This is a genomic window from Lactiplantibacillus paraxiangfangensis (assembly GCF_036246185.1).
In the GTDB taxonomy this organism is placed as follows: Bacteria; Bacillota; Bacilli; order Lactobacillales; family Lactobacillaceae; genus Lactiplantibacillus; species Lactiplantibacillus paraxiangfangensis.
Map to the genome: position 1 here is coordinate 48,377 of NZ_BTPW01000001.1, position 20,144 is coordinate 68,520.

At 45.1% G+C, this 20,144-nt stretch carries 17 protein-coding genes; 12 read left to right on the forward strand and 5 right to left on the reverse strand.

All coding sequences use genetic code 11. The features are described from left to right. From AAA939_RS00255 to AAA939_RS00265, 3 genes are all read left to right on the forward strand, one after another. Positions 1-1,359 (forward strand): serine hydrolase, encoded by a 1,359-nt coding sequence (locus AAA939_RS00255; protein WP_338207643.1) that lies wholly within the window; start codon positions 1-3, stop codon positions 1,357-1,359. A 12-nt stretch (positions 1,360-1,371) separates the two neighbouring features. Beyond that, on the forward strand, positions 1,372-2,481 hold the full coding sequence (locus tag AAA939_RS00260; RefSeq protein WP_338207642.1) for a PrsW family intramembrane metalloprotease: 1,110 nt from the start codon (positions 1,372-1,374) through the stop codon (positions 2,479-2,481). 213 nt (positions 2,482-2,694) lie between these two features. Next, complete coding sequence (locus AAA939_RS00265; RefSeq protein WP_338230381.1) at positions 2,695-3,201, forward strand: type 1 glutamine amidotransferase domain-containing protein; 507 nt, start codon at positions 2,695-2,697, stop codon at positions 3,199-3,201. Positions 3,202-3,273: 72 nt separating this feature from the next. On the opposite strand, the gene AAA939_RS00270 is transcribed toward AAA939_RS00265, so the two are convergent. After that, positions 3,274-3,663, reverse strand: a complete 390-nt coding sequence (locus AAA939_RS00270; protein ID WP_338207640.1) for a MerR family transcriptional regulator — start codon at positions 3,661-3,663, stop codon at positions 3,274-3,276. 124 nt (positions 3,664-3,787) lie between these two features. Between AAA939_RS00270 and asnB the strand changes: the two genes are divergently transcribed. Both asnB and AAA939_RS00280 read left to right on the forward strand, forming a co-directional pair. After that, positions 3,788-5,671, forward strand: a complete 1,884-nt coding sequence (gene asnB / locus AAA939_RS00275; protein ID WP_338207706.1) for an asparagine synthase (glutamine-hydrolyzing) — start codon at positions 3,788-3,790, stop codon at positions 5,669-5,671. A gap of 64 nt (positions 5,672-5,735) precedes the next feature. Further along, positions 5,736-5,906, forward strand: a complete 171-nt coding sequence (locus tag AAA939_RS00280) for a hypothetical protein (protein ID WP_338207639.1) — start codon at positions 5,736-5,738, stop codon at positions 5,904-5,906. A gap of 180 nt (positions 5,907-6,086) precedes the next feature. On the opposite strand, the gene AAA939_RS00285 is transcribed toward AAA939_RS00280, so the two are convergent. Beyond that, complete coding sequence (locus tag AAA939_RS00285; protein WP_338207638.1) at positions 6,087-7,919, reverse strand: FAD-dependent oxidoreductase; 1,833 nt, start codon at positions 7,917-7,919, stop codon at positions 6,087-6,089. A 123-nt stretch (positions 7,920-8,042) separates the two neighbouring features. Here AAA939_RS00285 and AAA939_RS00290 point away from each other — a divergent pair, with 123 nt between their 5' ends. Next, positions 8,043-8,621, forward strand: coding sequence for a TetR/AcrR family transcriptional regulator (locus AAA939_RS00290; protein WP_338207637.1), 579 nt, complete (start codon positions 8,043-8,045; stop codon positions 8,619-8,621). A gap of 209 nt (positions 8,622-8,830) precedes the next feature. On the opposite strand, the gene AAA939_RS00295 is transcribed toward AAA939_RS00290, so the two are convergent. The 3 genes from AAA939_RS00295 to AAA939_RS00305 all read right to left on the reverse strand — a co-directional run bounded on the left by AAA939_RS00295 (position 8,831) and on the right by AAA939_RS00305 (position 12,473). Then, positions 8,831-10,630, reverse strand: coding sequence for an oleate hydratase (locus AAA939_RS00295; protein WP_338230383.1), 1,800 nt, complete (start codon positions 10,628-10,630; stop codon positions 8,831-8,833). A gap of 122 nt (positions 10,631-10,752) precedes the next feature. Then, positions 10,753-11,307, reverse strand: coding sequence for a TetR-like C-terminal domain-containing protein (locus AAA939_RS00300; RefSeq protein ID WP_338207635.1), 555 nt, complete (start codon positions 11,305-11,307; stop codon positions 10,753-10,755). Between the two features lie 266 nt (positions 11,308-11,573). Further along, positions 11,574-12,473: a helix-turn-helix domain-containing protein gene (locus tag AAA939_RS00305; protein ID WP_338207634.1), complete on the reverse strand. Its 900-nt coding sequence runs from the start codon at positions 12,471-12,473 to the stop codon at positions 11,574-11,576. Between the two features lie 122 nt (positions 12,474-12,595). On the opposite strand from AAA939_RS00305, the gene AAA939_RS00310 reads away from it, so the two are divergent. The 6 genes from AAA939_RS00310 to AAA939_RS00335 all read left to right on the forward strand — a co-directional run bounded on the left by AAA939_RS00310 (position 12,596) and on the right by AAA939_RS00335 (position 20,099). After that, entirely contained in the window at positions 12,596-14,107 is a 1,512-nt protein-coding gene (locus tag AAA939_RS00310; RefSeq protein ID WP_338207633.1) for an FAD-dependent oxidoreductase, read from the forward strand. An 18-nt stretch (positions 14,108-14,125) separates the two neighbouring features. Continuing rightward, positions 14,126-15,316 carry an MFS transporter gene (locus AAA939_RS00315; protein WP_338207632.1) on the forward strand — a complete coding sequence of 397 codons (1,191 nt, stop codon included), beginning with the start codon at positions 14,126-14,128 and terminating at the stop codon, positions 15,314-15,316. 135 nt (positions 15,317-15,451) lie between these two features. Then, positions 15,452-16,324, forward strand: coding sequence for a LysR family transcriptional regulator (locus tag AAA939_RS00320; RefSeq protein WP_338207630.1), 873 nt, complete (start codon positions 15,452-15,454; stop codon positions 16,322-16,324). Between the two features lie 99 nt (positions 16,325-16,423). Beyond that, the gene (locus tag AAA939_RS00325; protein WP_338207629.1) at positions 16,424-17,917 is read left to right on the forward strand and encodes an FAD-dependent oxidoreductase; all 1,494 of its coding nucleotides are present in this window, start codon (positions 16,424-16,426) and stop codon (positions 17,915-17,917) included. A gap of 2 nt (positions 17,918-17,919) precedes the next feature. After that, positions 17,920-18,654 carry an SDR family NAD(P)-dependent oxidoreductase gene (locus AAA939_RS00330; protein WP_338207628.1) on the forward strand — a complete coding sequence of 245 codons (735 nt, stop codon included), beginning with the start codon at positions 17,920-17,922 and terminating at the stop codon, positions 18,652-18,654. Between the two features lie 11 nt (positions 18,655-18,665). Then, positions 18,666-20,099, forward strand: coding sequence for a vinyl phenol reductase (locus tag AAA939_RS00335; protein ID WP_338207627.1), 1,434 nt, complete (start codon positions 18,666-18,668; stop codon positions 20,097-20,099). Positions 20,100-20,144 lie beyond the last annotated feature (45 nt).

Sequence of the window (20,144 nt, forward strand, 5' to 3'; positions counted from 1 at the left end):
ATGAAAATTTGTCCAAATTGCGGCAGTCATAATCCTGATGACGTTAGTTTTTGTGAAAACTGTGGCACTAAGTTAGCAGCGGCACAAAAGCCCTGCCCACAGTGTCAGACGCTGAATCCAAGTGGAAGTCGCTTCTGTGAAAATTGTGGGTATGATTTTGAGAAGACGGCACCAACACCATCCGCAAAGAATCCAGTTGATCCTAAGCCTGAAAAGCCAAGTAGTTCAGCGGATGCACCGAAAGCAACCGCTGCTAAGGCTACGTCTGCGCCATCAGAGTCAAAACAACCCGTTGAAACGACCAGGCAAGCAGCCCCAAGTCCATCCCGGTCACAAGCCGCGCCTAAAAAGGCCCGTTCCAAATGGCAGTGGATTGCTGGGATTGCCGTCTTAATCATGATTGTCGGGATTGGGGCCTACTTAGCTTATGGTCATTCTGAAACCAAGTCTGCGCCAACGACGAAACGAGTGGCGAAAACCGCTAGTTCTAGCGCACAGTCAAAACAGTCACGTGCGAGTTCGTCCGCAAACAGTCAATCGTCAACGAGCTCATCGGCTCAGTCCGTTCACTTTGATCAATCCCAGATTAAACAGGACATTGCGTCGACTGTCGGCTCGATTGGTGGCACGAATTCCGTGTACGTGTCGCCCGTTACTAGTAAGCAAAGTGTCCTAGTTAACAACGGAACCCAGTCTTCAGCCAGCAGCATTAAGCTGTATATTTTGGTGACGGCGTATGCGATGGACAAAGAAGGCGTGCTGAACTTGGATCATACCCATACCGTAACGGATGATGAAAAAGTCGGTGGGACGGGTGTTATTCAGAACATGGATGCCGGGACGAAGTTAACGTACCGCGAAATCCTGGAACATATGATCGATGACAGTGATAACACCGCGGCTAACATCATTATTGATAAGCTAGGTGGATTTAGTTTAATCAATGACAAGATTGCCAGCATGGGTGCTACTGATACTAAATTGCGGCGCAAAATGATGGATACGGACGCGATTAGCGAGGGGCACGATAACACCACTTCGGCCCGCGATATGGGTGTCACGTTGAAAAAAATCTATAATCATCAGCTAGTATCGAAGTCTGCTGACGACGAAATGTTAGCCATTTTAGCGAAGAATCAAAATCGGACCAAACTGCCGAAACTATTGCCAAGTGAGGCAACGGTTTACAATAAGACCGGTGAATTTTCAGACTACGGTGTTCAAAACGATGCCGAAATTGTCAAAAATTCGCATGGTGCCTTCGTGGCGGTCGTCCTTTCTGAAGACGGGGAAGAATCTGATCAGATTCCAGCGATGACCAAATTAGGTTTAAAGCTTTATCAAAATATTTTGGAGTAGTGAGGGAAAAGTATGAAGTATTGTCCACATTGTGGGAAGCCAGTAAGAGACGTAGCTAAGTTTTGTCCGAGTTGCGGGAACGCATTAACGCCAAGTCAGCCTACTGAAGCACCCCAAGAGCAGAATCAAGTAAAAGGAATTTACGAAAGCGCCACTGCCAAGTTAAATCAATATACCGGTGAGGAAGGTGCCGTCAAGGTTAATCTTTCGGATCTTTTTTCGGAAGTTTTCAAGCACCATTCAAAGGATGAAGCTAATTCAATCTTTATCGCCGGGACGAAAACCACGACGCCGGCGTTAGCAGATGTTTCAGATGAATGGGCAAAACCATGGCTGTTTTCACGTATCTTACTTGGATTTTTAATTGCTTTTGCCGTGTTGCTATACATGGCTGTTAATTTCGATAATAGCAATGCGATTCCTGGGCTGATTTTAGTTGGGGCTTTTGCAGTACCATTTTCTGGCTTAGTCTTCTTCTTTGAAGCGGATGCCTTTAAAGATGTGAGTTTGTTTGAAGTCATCAAAGTCTTCTTCATTGGCGGGATTTTCTCAATGGTCGTTACGCTATTTTTATATCAATTCGTCTCATTTAGTACGACGAGCCAAATCACAGGTGTGTTGACGTTAAAGGATTCCTTATCGATTGGTCTTGTTGAAGAGTTGGGAAAAGTCCTTATTATTACTTATTTTATTAGCCAACTCAATGTTAAACACATCTTAGATGGGATCCTGATTGGTGCTGCTGTTGGAGCGGGATTTGCGGCCTTTGAAACTGCCGGTTATATTTATAACGCTGGAGATCAGTTGCTTGAGGTAGCAATTTTACGTGGCTGGTCAGCGGTTGGTGGCCATTTAGTTTGGGCTGCGATTGCCGGTGGGGCTCTAATGGTAGTCAAGCGTGATCAACCATTTAAATTCAGCCAGTTATTAGATACCCGTTTCTTAGTGTTCTTTGTCCTAGCTGTCGTGATGCATGCGGCTTGGGACTGGGATGTGACGATCCTGGGCAGTGACTATTTGAAGTTAATTCTACTAATCGTGGTTGCTTGGATTGTTGTCTTTGTGCTGATGAGTGCTGGTTTGAAAGAAATTATGCATTTGAAGCAGCGCGCGCAAGTCTAAGGAAATAGGTAACAAAACATAAAGAATTGTAATAATAATCCCTTTAAGATTGATAGATGAATTGTCGTTTTATCTATCAATCTTAAAGGGATTTTATTGTGTCTAGGATTGGATTCAAACGATTTCCAAATCACGCTTGCCTTAGACCCGGTCTAAGCTAGTAGACTAAATTTTGTTGAGACGTCACTAGCCATATTAAAGGAGTATTTTTATATGAGTAAAGTTGTTGCAATTATGACTAACGAAGTTGAAGATATCGAATATACATCACCATACGGAGCGCTAATTGGTGCCGGTCATACGGTTGATTTGGTTGACGACCAAGCCAATAAACCGTTAGAAGGCAAGCACGGAACCAAATTTACAACTGATAAGGGTATTGATGAAGTTATTTTCAACGATTACGATGCCTTACTGATTCCCGGCGGTTTTTCGCCTGACCAATTACGTGCCGACAACCGGTTTGTCGAACTCGTGAAGAATTTCTTGTTGGCGGACAAACCAATCTTTGCCATTTGCCACGGTCCCCAGATGTTTATTCAAACTGGATTAACTAAGGGTCGGACACTTACCGGTTATGTTACGGTTGTTCCTGACTTGTATTATGCGGGAGCCATTGTTAAGGACGAACCCGTCGTGGTTGACCGCCACCTAGTGACAAGTCGTACGCCAGATGATTTAGATGCATTTAAAGCAGCCATGCTGGATCAATTGGCTTAAAAGGTTCTGAACAACGCTCAACCTTAAAAGAACTGATTCTAATTAAAGGGTCAGTTCTTTATGACGTTCATATTAGTGCTCAGCCGTTTCGTAAATGGTTGGTGCACAAATAGTGACATCGGTGAGGGGCTCGCCAGCGAGGGTGGCTTGCCTTTTAATGGCCAAGCACCCTTCGGTAAATTTTAGGTTGTCAATTTCAGTTTGTAGGCGGTCCTTGGCGGCATCGAGGATGCCAATAAATTCTTCTAACGATAGATCAGCTTCAATGATGCGGCTAATATCTTTAATGGATAGTCCAGCACGGCGGTAACATTGGATCCAACGCAAGCGATTTAAGGTTAATTCGTCAAAAACACGGACACCATTCATGTCGCGTTTAACTTGAATTAGGCCCTTTTTCTCATAAAAACGAATGGCGTAGGCGCCAATTCCGGTAACACTAGCGACTTCTTTGATTTGCATAAGCTCCCCCTGAAATTAAAACCAGTGTAAAAGTGTACCCATTATCTCACTTTTACCAGTTATGTATTAAGACAATTATACCAATTTTCTGATGAAAAATTAAATTGAAACGGTGGAAAATAAAATGTGTGGATTAGCGGGTTGTTTAACCGATATTAGTCAGTCTGAAAGTGTGGACTATGACAAATTGGTTCGTAAAATGACGGGAACGATGGTTCATCGTGGTCCCGATGATGAAGGATACTTTGCGGATGACCACATCACCATGGGCTTTCGCCGGTTAAGTATCATTGACTTAGCGGGCGGGCACCAGCCATTGTCATACGACCACGAACGGTACTGGCTGACGTTCAATGGTGAAATTTATAATTACGTTGAATTGCGGGAAACGTTGATCCAAGACGGATACCAATTTCAAACGGATTCTGATTCTGAAGTTATCTTAGGGCTGTACGCCAAGTATAAAAATAAACTAACCCGCTATTTGCGGGGCATGTTCGCCTTTGTTATTTGGGATAAGCAGGAAAAAACGCTGTTTGCTGCGCGTGACCAATTTGGCATTAAGCCGTTCTATTATGCCGTCAAGGGTCACGACTTCCTATATGCGTCTGAAAGCAAAGCCATTTATAAAATTTTAAAAGATAAAAATTTTGATCATGATGCCTTGCAAGATTACATGACCTTCCAGTACGTGCCTGAAACTGAAACGTTAACGCAAGAGATTAAGGTATTGGCGCCGGGCTGCACGCTGACCCAAAAGCTAGGTGAGCAGTTGCGGATTGAACGCTATTTTCATCGTGAATATCATCCGGTTAAACGGCCAGAAGCCGTCTACGCAAAAAAGGTTAACCAGACCTTGATCGATTCAGTCAAAATTCACATGCGTTCAGATGTTCCGGTGGGGGCCTTCTTATCTGGTGGAATTGATTCGTCGATGGTTGTCGCAATTGCGCGGCAGTTTAATCCTGATTTACAGACCTTTTCGGTGGGCTTTGAACGTAAAGGGTACAGTGAGTTGGATTTAGCCCAAGAAACGGCGCAACAGTTGGGCGTCCAAAATTTCAGTAAAGTGATCACGCCAGAGGAATTCATGCGCGCGTTTCCCCGATTCGTTTGGCATATGGATGACCCGCTTGCTGATCCGGCGGCGGTTCCGCAGTACTTCTTAACGCGCGAAGCAGCCAAACGGGTGAAGGTGGCCCTCACCGGTGAGGGGGCCGACGAACTTTTCGGTGGGTATCCGATTTATCACGAACCTAGGTCCCTGAAAGGGTTTCAATATACAAAAGCGATTAATGGCGCGCTACAAAGATTAGCCACCATGCTACCAGATGGGATGCGGGGCAAGTCACTGTTACAACGTGGCACGACGCCGTTGGCAGACCAGTACGTTGGCAATGCTTTTATCTTTAACGAGGCTGAAAAACAGGCCTTTTTAAAGCATTATAATCAGAATCATCCGTTTCAAACGATGACGCGACCGTTTTACGATGAAAGCAAACGGTATGATCCAATCGATCAGATGCAGTTTATTGATATGCACACGTGGCTCAATGGCGACTTGTTACATAATGCTGACCGTACGGCGTTAGCGCATAGTTTGGAATTACGAACGCCGTTTGTGGACCGCGAAGTCTTTCAATTAGCTTCAGAAATCCCGGCCGACTTGAAAATTAGTCACGGCACAACGAAGTTTATTCTTCGCCAAGCGGCTGTCGATTTAATTCCGGCGGCAGTTCTTAACCGAAAAAAGCTGGGATTCCCAGTACCGATTCGTTTTTGGCTTAAAAATGAAATGTATGATTGGGCCAAGCAAATTATCAATGATTCACAGACGGATGAGTACTTTGATAAGCAGTACTTTTTGAAACTGCTGAAAACACATCGTAGTGGGCAAAAGGATTATTCACGCCAAATCTGGACGGTACTCACGTTTATGGTGTGGCATAAGATCTACGTGGATTCAGAAGGGTTGTTCGAAAGTAGGGGGAAAGAAGCTGAACGTTGACAAATGCTGGCTTGCCCGTTATTGTGTGAACAAAGTGATAGCTACGGATTAAGGGGGCACAATCATGAAAGACGATAAGCAAGCTAAGGACTATAAAAATGGTAATTCATACGAAACGGGAGTTGGAGAGCCAACTTTTCGAAAAGGTGAACCCGTTCGACCAGACGTTTTAAAAACTGCAACTGAAATCTTTGATCAACACGAGGACCTAATGAAACGGCTGGAGAAACTGTGATTTAGCATAGGTTATGCACTTATCCCAAAACGTTTGGGGATAAGTGAGACAAAAATAGCTTATTTACTTTTCCACAGGTGGATAACTTATATCGCTAGTCAGTTACGCACATAAAAACGCTGAAGAACAGAAACGAATCCGTTTCTATTCTTCAGCGTTTAGTTATTTAATAGAGGACAACTATTTCAAATTAACCAATGCTTGAGCTGCTTTGCGTCCTTGGTGCACGATGCCAGAGATTGCTGTCCCTGAACCAGGGTAGTAAGGACCAATCCAACCGCCGGCGTTGAGTCCGGCCGCATAGAGTCCCGTAATTGGTTGCTTGAAGTTATTCAGTACTTGACCATCAACGTTAATGGTTAAACCGCCCAGTGCGCCCAAGTTAGTTGCCTGATTATGATAGGCATAGAATGGTGCTTGGAGTGGCTTTAAGCCAGTTTTGCGGCCAAATTCCAAGTCGGTTCCGTGGCTAACGTGTTCGTTCCAAGTTGCGATGGTTGCTTCCAAATTAGCAGCGGGAACGTCAATTAATTTAGCGAGTGCTTCAATGCTATCGGCGCGTTTAACAACGCCGTCTTTCACATCACTTGCTAAACTATCGTCCGTCCAAACACTACCGGGTTCGTGAATTGAATTTTGCCCAAAAATCATGTAGGTCGGTTTGCCTAATTGTTTTTCTTGTTGGAAAATGGCGCGATATTCATAAGCGTAGGTCGCGTCCTCACAGACGAAGCGGCGACCAGCACCGTTGACGAACACTAACGGGATGGTTGGAATTTGATTACTCGTTCCGTTCCCAGTCTTACCACAGAAGTCAATCGTACCGCCCATACCACTAACAGCGGCACCAGCCGATAATCCCATTAATAGGCCATCACCAGTATCAGTTTTAGCGGATAGACAGGTATTAAACATCAAGTCATTATAATGTTGTGGACTGTAGGCTTTAGCCAGTGCTGGGTTATGATCAATACTTGCGGTAGCTAAAATAACACCACGAGTTGCCCGAATGAGTTGTGACTGACCATCATGGGTAACTTTAACCCCGTACACCGTATGATCTGTTGCGTCTTGAACTAAGGCGATGGCGGGCGTCTCATAGTGAATGGTTGCGCCGGCTTTAAGTGCAGCTTTTAAAAGGGTTTGGGTTAAAACTAAACCATCACCCATACCGCCGCCAGTACCCGTACCGTTATCATAGACGTGAATTCGATCGGCAAAGTTGTCAGAATCAACGTATGGAATTTGACAGTGCCCGTAGACACTAATCCAATGAATACCAAGGTCGGCTAACCAGTCAATATTTTTAGGGGCGCCATTTGCTAAATCTTTAACGAGTTCGGGATCAACGGTGTTTTCCCCAGCTTGAAGCCATAATTTAGCGTGCTTAGCAGGGGTGTCGTCAGGATAGTCCGTACTCTTCTTTTGCAAGGCTGTTCCGGCTGCTTGAATCACCCCACCGGAATAGTTAGTTGTCCCACCGGGAATGCCGCTTTTTTCACTAATATAGACCGAAAGTCCTGACCGGGCAGCTTCGGCTGCTGCAGCCAAACCGGCACCACCAGCGCCAACAACGACGACATCGTAGCTGGCATCAAAGGATAAGTCGGGTTGATAAGCAACAGCTGGAATGACTGGAGAGGGATTACTTGGTGTCTCTTCCGGATTAGCGGAAGCGCCAGTTGTTGCATCGGTCGTTTCCAGCTGGTCAGGGGCGGAAACTTTGATGTCAGTAGCTTCTTCCGCGGTTAAACGCCCTGAGCAAACAGCTAAAGCCTTTTTAACAGCGTTCTTAAAGCTGTTTGAACTAACTGATGCACCAGAAACAGCGTCAACATTCGCGCTGTTAACCGCTTTCATTTTTTGCTGCATTTGTTTGATGCCCAACGCACCCACGGTACCCGCTGGTGTGTCGGTTGTAACATCGATTAACTTGTTATGATCATCAACCGTAACGGTAGCAGTGATAACGCCGTGAAATCCTTGAACAGCGCCAATGAATTTTTTAGTCATAAGAGTAACTTCCTTTCAAAAAAGAATGTTCAGTAATTAACAATATAATAGCACATTTTTATTACTCGGGTAAGACTTTCTGGCCAATGTTATAATTAAGATAATGACGGAGGAAATCAGCAGATGACAAAAGCAACGGATAACAGCATTATGACAACGGCAATCGATTTATTTAAAGCCCAACAATTTGAGCAGGTGACGGTTAATGATATCTGCCAGGCTTGCGGGATTACTAAACCGACTTTTTACTATCATTTCAGCAATAAAGATCAGTTGATTAGTCGATATTTTCGTGGCTTGGTCGAACAATTACCAGCACAATTACGACGTCAAAATGGCGCACAAAATCCACTTGAACGTATTTATGATTTCTTTCAGCAGACGATTCAAGTGATTCAAACACTGGGACCCGATCTGTACAGTCAGCTCTATATTTCTAATTTAAAAACTAATCAACACACCTTTGACTTTAGTGAAGCAATCAACAAGTATGTCACCGAGCTGATCAGTCAGGCACAGGCTAGTGGGCTGATAAACAATCCGGCTTCATCCGTGACCCTTTATCGTAATTCAGTTTTCTTATTTGAAGGCTATGAAATTAACTGGTGTTTTCAAAAAGGGGACTTTGACGCTTTTTCAGCGACTAAACAAGGTTTAGCGGTTTTATTTGTGACTAATGATGTGAAGGATACAACCCACTAATATAGTTAAGACGTCTCGCATTAAGTATTTTTAAAACTAAAATTGATTAGTCTCTAAATCTAATCGTCTGAACCATTGAACATCAAAAAGCCGACCCGCCAGCACCATTGATGACACGTAAATCTGTCATCAATGGTCGCAATGGGCCGACTTTTTTGATCAACGCTTTAATAATTTGGGGGAAGTGATTGTAAGCGTTACTAATTCAATTACTTACTGCGTGGTGCTTGGGGATGCAACACGGCAGCTTTTTGTGGAATCGTTTGGTCGCGACCAAGGTACATCTGGTAGAACGGCGGAACGTCGTTGACCATCTTCAACAGCGCTGCTTGTAGTTCTGGAAGCTTAGCGGGATCGAGGGCTGGAAGATCCGCAGCTGTCACGTCACCATGAATACCTGCAAAGCGCTTAACGCGTTCTAGCAAGTAGCGCACATCGTAGCGTGATGGGTTGACTTCGATAACGGCTTTGTCGAAGTGCAACAATCCGTAGACGGCTTCTAAACCGGTCCGTACCGAAGTTTCAACGGTGAAGACCACGTCGTCATCGATTTCAACAAATTGACCTAATAGGGCGAGGTTGGTGCACCCATCAGGGATAACGTTTGGCCGATCGCCAAGTTCACGCGGCATGAATTGCGCGGTACAGTATGGCATCATGGCCGTTGACATGTAAGTGTGAGCTAAGACTTCATCTTTGATGTCCAACATCCCTAAATGATAGAGCAGTTCGGTCATAATTTCATCATCGGTACAGTCCCACATCCGTTTCTTAATGTAGTTCCCGGTATTTTCACCATAGAGGCCGTATCCCCAGCCAACTTCCTCATCGTTAGCTTGGTAAGGGAAGAATGGTTTGTGATGAATTTCAAATGAAAGATCCCAATTTGAATCCTTAAATGTCATCAAACCACCGGTACCAGCTGGACTACCAGACATCGTTTCGATCCGTTTGAAGAATTCAGGATAATCCTTAACGGTTGGGAAGAATGAGATCCACTTGGTTTTATCAATTTGACCAAGGAACTTTTCGGGGTGGCCGAACTTGGCATCTTTGTTAGCAAGGTTCTTCCAAATAGTGAACGTCCCCATATCAGTAGTGTCGCGGTTGGTTTCAGCGACGGTGTGGTTATCACCAAAGGTACTGTTTTCACTGATTGAACCGGTCGTAACGAAGACGAGATCTTGTGGTGCAACGGGAACGTCCGCCTTGATGCCGTTCTGGGAGGCAATAATCGTATTGACGGTGTTGTTGGCATCGTCTAGTTGTAAATCGGTGACCGTGAAGTTATTAACGAACGTTACCCCTTTGTCGGTTAACCAGCGTTCGATTGGCAAAATAATGGCATCGTATTCGTTGTATTTAGTATGAATGAAGCCTTCCAAATATTCGTGACGCGTGATAAAAGTAAATCGTTGCCAGTAACGCCGGCATTCAATGGCGCTGTGGTAATGTTTGAATGCTAATTGACTGTGGAAACAAGTCCAGAAGTTTGTCTTGAAGAAGCCCTCGTCGAAGAAGTCATCGAGACGCTTGTTAGCAAGTTCTTCCTCAGATGAGCTGATAATCTGACGCATCGCTTCAGCGTAGCGTGGTTCCAATTTGTAGTCGTGATAGTGGCTGTCGATTTCGCCTTGGTTGATGATGACCCGGGCTTCACTGTGAATTGGTTCATCACGGTTAAAGTCAACCACGTCATCGAGTACCGTTCGACCCGGATTTTCTAATGATGGAATCTTACTGCACAAATACCATAAGCATTCCATATAAGGTTCGAGTTCGCGTTCAGCACGGCAGAGGTAGCCGGCATTTTGTTTCGTGCCGTCCATCGAGCCACCGACAACTGGTTTCTTTTCATAGATTGTGACGTTGCGAGCGGGCATTTGGGCGTCATCAATTAGAAAAACTGCGGTGGCTAAGCCAGCAATCCCGCCACCAACGATGTTTGCACGGCGATCGTCAATGCCGGCTGGTTTGAGTGGTCGATACATAGTTTGATAAATGTTCATTGTAAAAACCTTCTTCAATTGGATTTCTTGCTTGTCTTTACAATAGGTCGTGCTTGCCGTGAGAACAATTGACAAAAAAAATAAACTGTCAAAATTTTGACAGTTCACAAAAATTGTAAATCTTATTTAGTATAACGTTGAAGTGCTTTTTGAAAATCGCCCTGAATCAAGACACCGGTTTGTTCCACAATGTCTTTGGGATCAGCTTTGAGGCCGCTTTTAAGCCAGTCAAAGATTAACGCAATGAAGGCTAAGCTATAGAAATGAGCGATGAAATCCTTATGTTCTTGGGCAACGTTCAGTCCCTGTGCTTGGCGTTCAACAACGGCGATGATGTACTGATCAAGGACTTGATAGATGTATTTTTCCAATACATCGCGGTAGGCGGACTGGTAGGTGTTGATAACCAAGTATTGATTCTTTTGAATGGTCAACATGACGTTAAGAAAGCCCTGTTGCCAGTTATCGTAATCAGCAACATTAGCTAGTAATCTAGCGGTTGTGCGTTTGGCCGTCCACTCAACGAGTTCGTAGATATCAGCAAAGTGATTATAAAATGTCTGACGAGTTAGGCCGCAATCATCGGCAATGGTTTGAATCGTGATCTTATCGACGGGTGTTTGTTGCAATTCGCGAATTAAAGCGTTCGATAGGTGTTCTTTTGTGTTGATATGCATGAATCAGTAGTCCCCCTCTACAAGGTTAGCTGCAGCTTATTATACAATGATTGGACCGATTGGTGAACACTTTTTGAAGCCACTGGTTAAGGTATTTTGAATGTAATTAAAGCAGTGGTGGCACAAAGATTGGACTGCTATCAGTACACATCCAGCGGGTTATCCCGAATGACCTGTGAATTTTGGGGATAAGTGTTGTGAAAACGGCCTTTTTAGTTATCCACAGGTCGATAACTTTCGTAACTGAGTTGTCCACAGTCGGTTGGTCATGTCCGGCGGTACCCGTGACTGGCCCGGTAGTCGTTGGGGGTCATGTCAACGGCGCGTTTGAAGAGGGCAAAGAAACTACTAATATTTTTGTAGCCCAATTCAACTGAAATTTCTTCAATCGTTTTATTCGATAGGGCAAGCATGCGCTTCGCTAGCTCAATGCGAATGAAGGCTAACTGTTCACTGAAACTTTTGTTGAATAAATTCTGGCATAATCTTGAAAAGTAATTCTTATTATAACCAAAATGTTCAGCGGTACCGTGCAATGTTGCGTCCTGATTATGCAGGACTAAGTAATTAAAAATCAGTCCGGATTGGGTATCGGCGCTGGCGTGGTGAATGTCGGTGCCGGGGAAATCTGAGTCTGAAATGGAGATGGTTTGTTCATGATTGCGTAACAATTCAGTTAGCAAAAGTCCCGCACTCATCTCGCGTTGGTAGTTTAAGAAGACGTCGTTTAAATCTTGCCGTTCAAGTTCGGCTAGTAGGTCAAAATAGCTGTGCTTAATTTGATCCACTTGGTGGCGGTAAACGATGTAGTGTAATTCGTGTTCGCCGGCATTCATGAGGTCGTGGACCATTGGATTGTCCCCCACAATTACCATATTCAAGGGCGTAGGCGCATGGAGACATTCTGAAAAGACACGTAGGTTGGCCGGTGCGGCTAAACTTTTGAGGGTAACGGGATTTTTAGATGACATCATAATCACGTCAAATGGCGCTAAGGAAACGTATTTGCCGTTCAGGTCCAATTCACAGGGAGACAAGCTTTCAATAAAACGAATGTGAAAAGGTTCGCTAATGTTTTCATTTTGTGGGCGAATTTTGAAATTTGTGTCATTGAAATCAGTTGTTTTCAACGTTAATGCGGATGTAATGAGATAGTTTTTAGCCAAAAGTACCCCTCCATTTACATAAAGGTAACATTTTCATAGTAATAAAGTTATTATACACTATCTACTTGCTCACTTTTTAGCTTTATACTGACTTTGGAAATTAAGTTAAGGAGTGAACAAATATGAAAAATACAACAATGAATACTGATGTTTTAGTTGCAGGTACGGGTGGTACCGGCTTAGCGGCTGCGTACGCCGCTGCTGAAAAAGGATTAAAAGTTTTAGTGATTGAAAAACAACCCCAAATTGGTGGGAATACGAAAATCTCAAGTGGCTTTTTCGCAATTGATTCCAAGGAACAACGGGCAGCCGGCATGAAAATGTCGACTAAAACGGCGATCTCGGAATTAGCAAATTATAATCACTACTTGTCCAATGGTGCTTTATTAGCGCGAATCGTCACTCGTTCGGCGGATACGTTAGCTTGGTTGGAAAAGTTGGGTATGGAAATCAAATTAAACCCAACAGCTAAGACGACCCAATTTGCACACCGTAACAATGATTATCGCGGCGGTTCATACCACATGTACCAACATAAAGATGAAAGTTATCAACGGATTCAGCAAACCTTGGAAGACGCCGGCGTTAAGTTCCAGTTTAAGACAACCATGACCGACTTGATCATGGCAGATGGAAAAGTTGCCGGTGTTACCGCAACGACTGATGATGGTGACCAATTAACAATCAATGCGCAAGCAGTAATTGTCGCAACTGGTGGCTACGGTGGCGATGCGAAGAAGGTTGCCAAGACCATGCACACTTCTGACTTGCGGACCTTAGGGGTTCCTAACGATGGTGAAGGCATGAGCGCAATGGTTAAAGCCGGCGCAACGGATATCGATAGTCACGCTTTGATTCATGCAGCCCAATTGGCAAAATCAAAAGTGACCCAGAAGACTTCCGCAAAACATTTGGCTGGCTTCTCATCAAACGCGTTGACGCAGTTATTATTAACGCCACAACTTTGGGTTAACAAAAAAGGTAAGCGTTTTACTAACGAGGATGTTGTTTACGACACCGTTGAATGGGCCAACGCCGCTTGGTCACAAGGTGGGAAGTACTTATTCGTTGTTGATCAAGCCACTTTGGATACTTTTACCGCTGATAAGAACGCGGAAGAGGTTTCCCAAGCTGGTCCCGGCGCGGCAACTGGTCGCGGTGACTTTACCAAACTAGCTGAAGAAGCCATTCAAGGTGAGACGGCTTACCGCGGTGCAACGTTGACTGAATTAGCAACGAAAGCGGGATTCAACGCTGATGACTTTGTTAAGACAGTTGATACTTATAATCAAGCCATTCATGACCAAGATGATCAAGAATTTGGTAAGTCTACCAAATCACTAGCTTACTCGGTTGAAAAGGGCCCATTCTACGCCTTTATTAGTCAGGCGGCCTACCTTGGGACTGTCGGCGGTGTCCGGGTCGATGAGAACCTCGCCGTATTAGATAATAATTTCAAACCAATCCCAGGTCTTTATACGGGTGGTGCTAATGCTGGTGGCTACTACGAAGGCCATAGCTATCCCGCTTTTGAAGGGTTAGCTTCTGGATTTACATGGACTTCTGGCCGAATTGCCGGGACGAGTGCGGCTGACTATGTCAAAGCAGCGACTGCAACGGTGTCGTCACATTAGTTAAGGGGGATTTTGATTATGGACACACCAAGTAAAGCATATATTTCGAAAACTAGAATTGGTGTTTTGGCAGTTAGTACGATGGGGATGGCAGCGTTAGCGATTACGCCATCCTACGCGGCGATTGCGAAAAACTTTGCGCTGAGTAATACCAGCGTTCAAATGCTAACCTCACTACCGAACCTATTTATGATGTTGGCAGGATTAATTATTGGGAAGCTGACTGCCAGCAAAATCAATCTTAAAACGTTGACGATCAGTGCGATTATACTAGTTGTTATCGGGGGATTCTTACCACTCGCTTTTCATACCAGCTTCGCGTTCTTACTCCTTTGTTCATGCTTAGTCGGCTTGGGGCAAGGCGCGTGCACGAACTTATCGCAAGTTTTGATTTCTCAAATGCTGCCTGAAAAGGAACGGCAATCGACGATGGGCTTAACGACCACCTTCACGAATATCGGTGGGATCATCTTCATCATGGGTGGTGGCCAATTAGCCGCGACGAATACGTGGGTCAACAACTATTGGATCTACATTTTCTCACTGTTAGTCTTAATCGTTACACTAGCCTTGGTACCGTTCCACCCAGAAGCAGTTAACCAAGATGATGATAATAGTGGTGAGAAGATCCAACTAAATAAGTACGTGTTCTACAGTGCCTTCTGGGGATTCTGCGTCATGTTATTAAACAACGTCTTAAATAACAACATTTCCTTATTCGTTGTGGAAGAAAAGTTAGGTGCAACGTCACAAGCGGCGTTAACGTCGACGATTTCATTAATTGGCGGGATGTTATGCGGATTGATCGTTGGGGTGATTGGGAAGAAATTCAAATATACCTCGATTTCAATGTCATTTATCATCTACGGCTTATCGTACTTGCTCATTGGCTTTGGCCATTCCTTATTGTTAGCATTTATTGGCAGTTTCTTCGTTGGTGCGGCGATGAGTATCGCAATGGGACAGTTTCCATACTTGATTTCGATTTCCGTGGGTAAGAGCAGTGTGTCAATGGCCTTGGGCGTTTACGTTGCCATCTATTCCATTGGTGGGGTTCTCAGTCCGTTTATTATTAATCCGTTGACCAGTGCCGTAAAGAACATGGGATTAAACGCCTTTTCCGTTAGTGGCATTATTGCTTTGATTTTAGGTATCGCTTGCATTCTATTAAACTTCCAGAAAAAGCTCGTTCAAGATGCGTTAAATTAAATATTTCAGTACTCGTGATGTCTACAAACTTTTGTACGGCGTTACGAGTATTTTTTGCTTCTGGTAAAATGAAATCAACGATTACGAACTTAGAAGTTACGCGAGAAAAACCGGATATGAAAGTAGGGATTAGTCATGAATTATAACTTGATGCCAATGAAGTATTTTGTCGATGTGGTTCAGACCCACGGATTCAGTTCGGCCGCCAAACGGAATTATGTTTCGGAGACGGCAGTTAGTTCCGCTATCAGCAAGTTGGAAAATTCACTAGGCCAACGGTTGCTACATCGTTCCGCGGGGCAGTTTGCGCTGACACCGGTTGGGGAACGGTTCTATCACCGTGCCGTGGATATTTTGAATTCTTATAATGAAATTTGGCGGCATCCGGATACCCATCCTGATCAGTTAGTTCGCATTCACTTTTTGCAAGGCTTAGCAGATGATGCGGCTGAATTGGCGAATCAATTTCCGGCGCGCACGCGGGTTAATTTTGATGAAGAAGACTTTAATCACAGTATTAGCCGCCTGATCAAAGGTGATTATGACATGCTGGTTGGGTTTGAGTTGGCCTTCTTAAATAATGCCAAACTGCGGACCGTGCCGTTTAAGACGATTAATTTTGACCTACTGTTTAATGCCACGGAAGTTGCGACGGCCCCCGACCCGCAAGACTTACCGGCATTAGCCCGGAAATCAACGTTTTATTTACAATATTGGCAGTCGACCGGGATCTCCGATATTCAAGAAGCGATGTTAAAGGCTTACCGCCAAGGCCCGTGGGATTATCAGCAGGTTGCCGGGGTCAATAGCTTTGCGGCTGCCTGTATGAACGTGAATTTCATTGGTGGGCTAACTTTAGTCCCAGAAAACTTTAAAATTCCGGATAATTGTGAAAATATTTACAGATGTACACCTGCGCATTTAAAACAAGCTTTTAAAGTGGTCGTTGCGATGAATAGTACGGCCAATAGTGATGTATTTAAACTATTAACTCAAGCGATAAGTTGAGGTTATCTGTGACAACTTTTATGTGTTGGCCCTAAATTGTGAATCAATATACAATATAGTTATTGAAAGATGAATTCGCATGAAAGGGTGAATTTTAAAATGAAAACGTTATCAACAGCGGTTGTCGTAGTCGGTTCTGGCTCAGCAGGAATTTCAGCGGCTTTTGAATTATACCAACAAAAAGTGCCATTTATTTTATTGGAACGTGGTGACAAGGTTGGTGGTGCCGGCAAGTTTGGTGCTCACGGGGTCTTTGCCGTTAATTCAAAGCAACAGGAAGCCCAAGGGGTTAAATACGGCTATGCAGAGGCATTCAAAGGATTGACCGATTATAATCACTATTTTGTAAACGGGGAATTGCTAGCCCGGTTCTTGAAACTTTCCGGGGCCAATATCGACCGGATGACGGCCATGGGACTGCCCGTTACGGTGGAACAAAGTGAACAAAAAGCGCATTTAAATGATCCGCTTGTCTACCATAAGTTCAACAATTTCAAAGAAAAAATGGCGAACTGGGATCAATTACCCGCTAAATTTATTGCAGCGGGCAATCAGGTCTTGACGGAGACGGCCGCGGTTGATCTGGATTACAGTGACGGGTTAAAAGCCGTCATCGTCGCTGATCAGTCGGGTACGAAGACGCGCATTGAAACCACCAAAGTGATTTTTGCGGACGGTGGTTACTGCGGTGACCCTGATATGATGACGAAAAAATACGCCGATGCCGATGAATTCTTAAATCTAGGCGAACGTAAAGCGGACGGTACGGGGATTAAATTAGCTAAAAAGTTGGGCGCCGATACGACCCATACCCCGGTCCTCTTTGCACATGGTTGCGCGCCAAGCCTTCAAATTAACCCAATGCGGCGAGATAGTAGTGTTGAAACGTTGACCAACTTGCCGATGCTATGGTTGGACAAAACAGCTAACCGGTTTGTCAATGAGGACGTCGTTTACGATTTTGCAATGTGGGCCAACGCGGCGCATAACGTTCAAGGCAAGTACTACGTGCTCCTTGATCAAAAGACGCTTGACCATTTTAAGACGCACGAAGTTCCACTAGAAGATACGTTCGAACGTCAATTTTGTGAAGTTGGGCAGACGCCCCGGACGACCGTTGGCCCGTTGCCAAATATTCAAACGGACTTTGACGCGGCTGTTCAAACGGGTGAAGTCGTTAAAGCCGATTCACTCGCGGACTTGGCAACTAAATTGAACCTCTCACTAGCAGCACTACAGCGGAGTGTTCAATCTTACAACCAGGCTGTTGACCAGCATGAAGATGACGTCTTCTTGAAGCCGAGTGACGAATTGCTATTTGGGGTGACGGACGGTCCGGTGTACGCCATCGTGGAACATTGTGCCATCTTAGGAACCTTGGATGGGGTCAATGTGAACCGCAATTGCGAACCCGTCACGACGGCGGGAGCACCAATTAAGGATTTATACGTTGTTGGTAATAATGTGAATGGCTTGTACTCTGACGGTTATCCGAGTTATGAAGGCATTGCGAATGGTTTTGCCTTTGTCTCTGGTTGGATTGCCGCACAGGAAGCTGTTAAGAGTTTGAAACAAGCGAAAGTGGAGGCATAAGGATGTTAAAAGATAAAGTTGCAATGGTAACGGGTGCTGCACAAGGAATTGGGTTTGCGATTAGTGAAGAATTTGCCAAACAGGGCGCCGATGTCGTGTTGGCTGACTATAATCCAAAAGTCACGGACGCTGCCAAGACGTTGGCTGACAAGTATGACGGTAAAATTGTTGGTCTAGTCATGAACGTGATGGATAACGACAGTATTCAAGCTGGGTTGGACAAAATCATGGCTGACTTTGGTCGCTTGGACTACGTGATGAATAATGCCGGTGGCGGGACCCTCAAACCCTTTGCAGAATTAACGGACAAGGATTTTGATAGCACCATTGACCTCGACTTACGGGGCACCTTCCGTTGCATGCGTGCTGAAATCAACCTGTTTTTGAAACAAGGTTTTGGGTCAATTGTGAACACCGGTGCGCTTGGCAGTGTTTATAATCCAGGCGGTATGGGCGCCTATAACGCTGCTAAAAACGGCATTATGGGGATGACGCAGGCCGCCGCGGTGGACTACGCTGCGGATAATATTCGGGTCAACTGTGTGGCCCCAGGGTTAACGAAGACACCGTTAAATGACGGCGGTTTTCTTGAAAAGATTTTACCAACGGTTCCAATGAAACGGTACGAAACTGCGGCTGAAGTTGCGAAGGTCTTCGTCTTTGTTGCTAGTGAAGCGACCTTCATGACGGGTCAAACGGTTTTGAGTGATGGTGGTGTCTCGGTCGGTTTGAAATAGGGGGACTAAACATGTTTCCAAAACAAAGTCAGTATGATTTAGTGATTGTTGGCGGTGGCTTAGCCGGATTGGCAGCCGCTGTGAGTGCCGGTGAAAAGCACTTAACCACCTTAGTGTTAGAAAAAGGCCGGACGATTGGTGGCGACGGGAATTACGTTGAAGGTGCGATGGGCGTTGACAGCTACTTGCAAAAGCAGGCTGGCGTTCACATTGACCGCACGAAGTTACTCCAATCGGAACTGGAGTACTCGCATTATGAAGCCAGCGCGCCCCATTTGAAGAAATTGATTGATCAAAGCGGGGCCACGATTGATTGGCTACACGACTTAGGCGTTAAGTTCAGTAAGGTCGGCGGTCAGGGTGTAAGTTGGCCAACGATTCATAGTTTTGACGGTGGCGGTCATGCGGCGGTAATGGTCTTGTTTGAGAAGGCACAAGCACTTGGCGTTGAATTTGCAATGAGTACGGGTGCTGAACGGGTCTTAATGGAAAACGGGCAAGTTGCTGGACTGGTCGTCATGAATGAAGCGACTGGTCAGACGCGGGACTTAAAGACTAGCAACGTCATTTTAGCGACCGGTGGGTACGTCGATAATCCCGAATTAATAAAAAAACGCACGCCGTTCTTTAAGCGGTTGCTCTCAGTCAGCGATGGTAAATCGACGGGTGATGGCATGCAGTTAGCCTGGCAAGCTGGTGCGGCTCATTATCAAATGGGTGCGATTCAGTATGGTGGCGGTGCGATTTATGACCGCCAACAACCACCGTTTGTCCACATGGCGTCACAATTAGCGGCGGCGGCAACGCAAGAGGCGATTCTCTGGGTCAACGAACGTGGTGAACGGTTCGTTAACGAGGATGTTAATGACAATATGTGCCATGCCGGCGGAGCCATTTTGACGCAGGCCCGGACCTTCTCCATTTTGGATCAAGCGGCCATTGACCACCTTACCCAAGTTGGGTTATATAAGGAAGTGGGCAACTCGCCAGTTTCACCGGATAAGTTTGACCAATTGCAAACTGAACTTGATCACGATACGGCTAGTGGCGCGAAGTACTTAACTAAGGCCGCTACGATTGAAGAACTGGCGGAAAAGTTGAACCTTGTTCAGTTACCTGAAACGATTGCGCACTATAACAAACTAGTCGCATCTGGCACCGATACGGACTTCGGTAAGGCAGCGCCATACTTGATCGGCTTGAGTCAGGGGCCGTTCTACGCTGTTGAGTTGGGCGTTGGCATGGCGTGTGCCCTAGGCGGCTTACGAGTAGACGAAGACAATGCGGTCTTAAACGATCACGGTTACCCGGTTTCCGGACTATACGCTGCCGGAAACGACGCAGCTGGGATGTTAGTTGGGGACACGTACGCGGTCACGTTACCTGGTAGTACGGCAGGATACGCCGCCTTTTCAGGACGTAACGCGGTCCAACAAATTAAATAAACTACTTGAGATAAAAAAGAATCAGCGACTTGCTGATTCTTTTTT

What these genes read in the sequence shown, in the direction of transcription:
- AAA939_RS00325 (WP_338207629.1), top strand. Translation starts at nt 16,424, where the DNA reads ATGAAAACGTTATCAACAGCGGTTGTCGTAGTCGGTTCTGGCTCAGCA.
- AAA939_RS00310 (WP_338207633.1), top strand. Translation starts at nt 12,596, where the DNA reads ATGAAAAATACAACAATGAATACTGATGTTTTAGTTGCAGGTACGGGT.
- AAA939_RS00270 (WP_338207640.1), bottom strand. Translation starts at nt 3,663, where the DNA reads ATGCAAATCAAAGAAGTCGCTAGTGTTACCGGAATTGGCGCCTACGCC.
- AAA939_RS00335 (WP_338207627.1), top strand. Translation starts at nt 18,666, where the DNA reads ATGTTTCCAAAACAAAGTCAGTATGATTTAGTGATTGTTGGCGGTGGC.
- asnB (WP_338207706.1), top strand. Translation starts at nt 3,788, where the DNA reads ATGTGTGGATTAGCGGGTTGTTTAACCGATATTAGTCAGTCTGAAAGT.
- AAA939_RS00330 (WP_338207628.1), top strand. Translation starts at nt 17,920, where the DNA reads ATGTTAAAAGATAAAGTTGCAATGGTAACGGGTGCTGCACAAGGAATT.
- AAA939_RS00260 (WP_338207642.1), top strand. Translation starts at nt 1,372, where the DNA reads ATGAAGTATTGTCCACATTGTGGGAAGCCAGTAAGAGACGTAGCTAAG.
- AAA939_RS00255 (WP_338207643.1), top strand. Translation starts at nt 1, where the DNA reads ATGAAAATTTGTCCAAATTGCGGCAGTCATAATCCTGATGACGTTAGT.
- AAA939_RS00285 (WP_338207638.1), bottom strand. Translation starts at nt 7,919, where the DNA reads ATGACTAAAAAATTCATTGGCGCTGTTCAAGGATTTCACGGCGTTATC.
- AAA939_RS00265 (WP_338230381.1), top strand. Translation starts at nt 2,695, where the DNA reads ATGAGTAAAGTTGTTGCAATTATGACTAACGAAGTTGAAGATATCGAA.
- AAA939_RS00290 (WP_338207637.1), top strand. Translation starts at nt 8,043, where the DNA reads ATGACAAAAGCAACGGATAACAGCATTATGACAACGGCAATCGATTTA.
- AAA939_RS00315 (WP_338207632.1), top strand. Translation starts at nt 14,126, where the DNA reads ATGGACACACCAAGTAAAGCATATATTTCGAAAACTAGAATTGGTGTT.
- AAA939_RS00280 (WP_338207639.1), top strand. Translation starts at nt 5,736, where the DNA reads ATGAAAGACGATAAGCAAGCTAAGGACTATAAAAATGGTAATTCATAC.
- AAA939_RS00320 (WP_338207630.1), top strand. Translation starts at nt 15,452, where the DNA reads ATGAATTATAACTTGATGCCAATGAAGTATTTTGTCGATGTGGTTCAG.
- AAA939_RS00300 (WP_338207635.1), bottom strand. Translation starts at nt 11,307, where the DNA reads ATGCATATCAACACAAAAGAACACCTATCGAACGCTTTAATTCGCGAA.
- AAA939_RS00295 (WP_338230383.1), bottom strand. Translation starts at nt 10,630, where the DNA reads ATGAACATTTATCAAACTATGTATCGACCACTCAAACCAGCCGGCATT.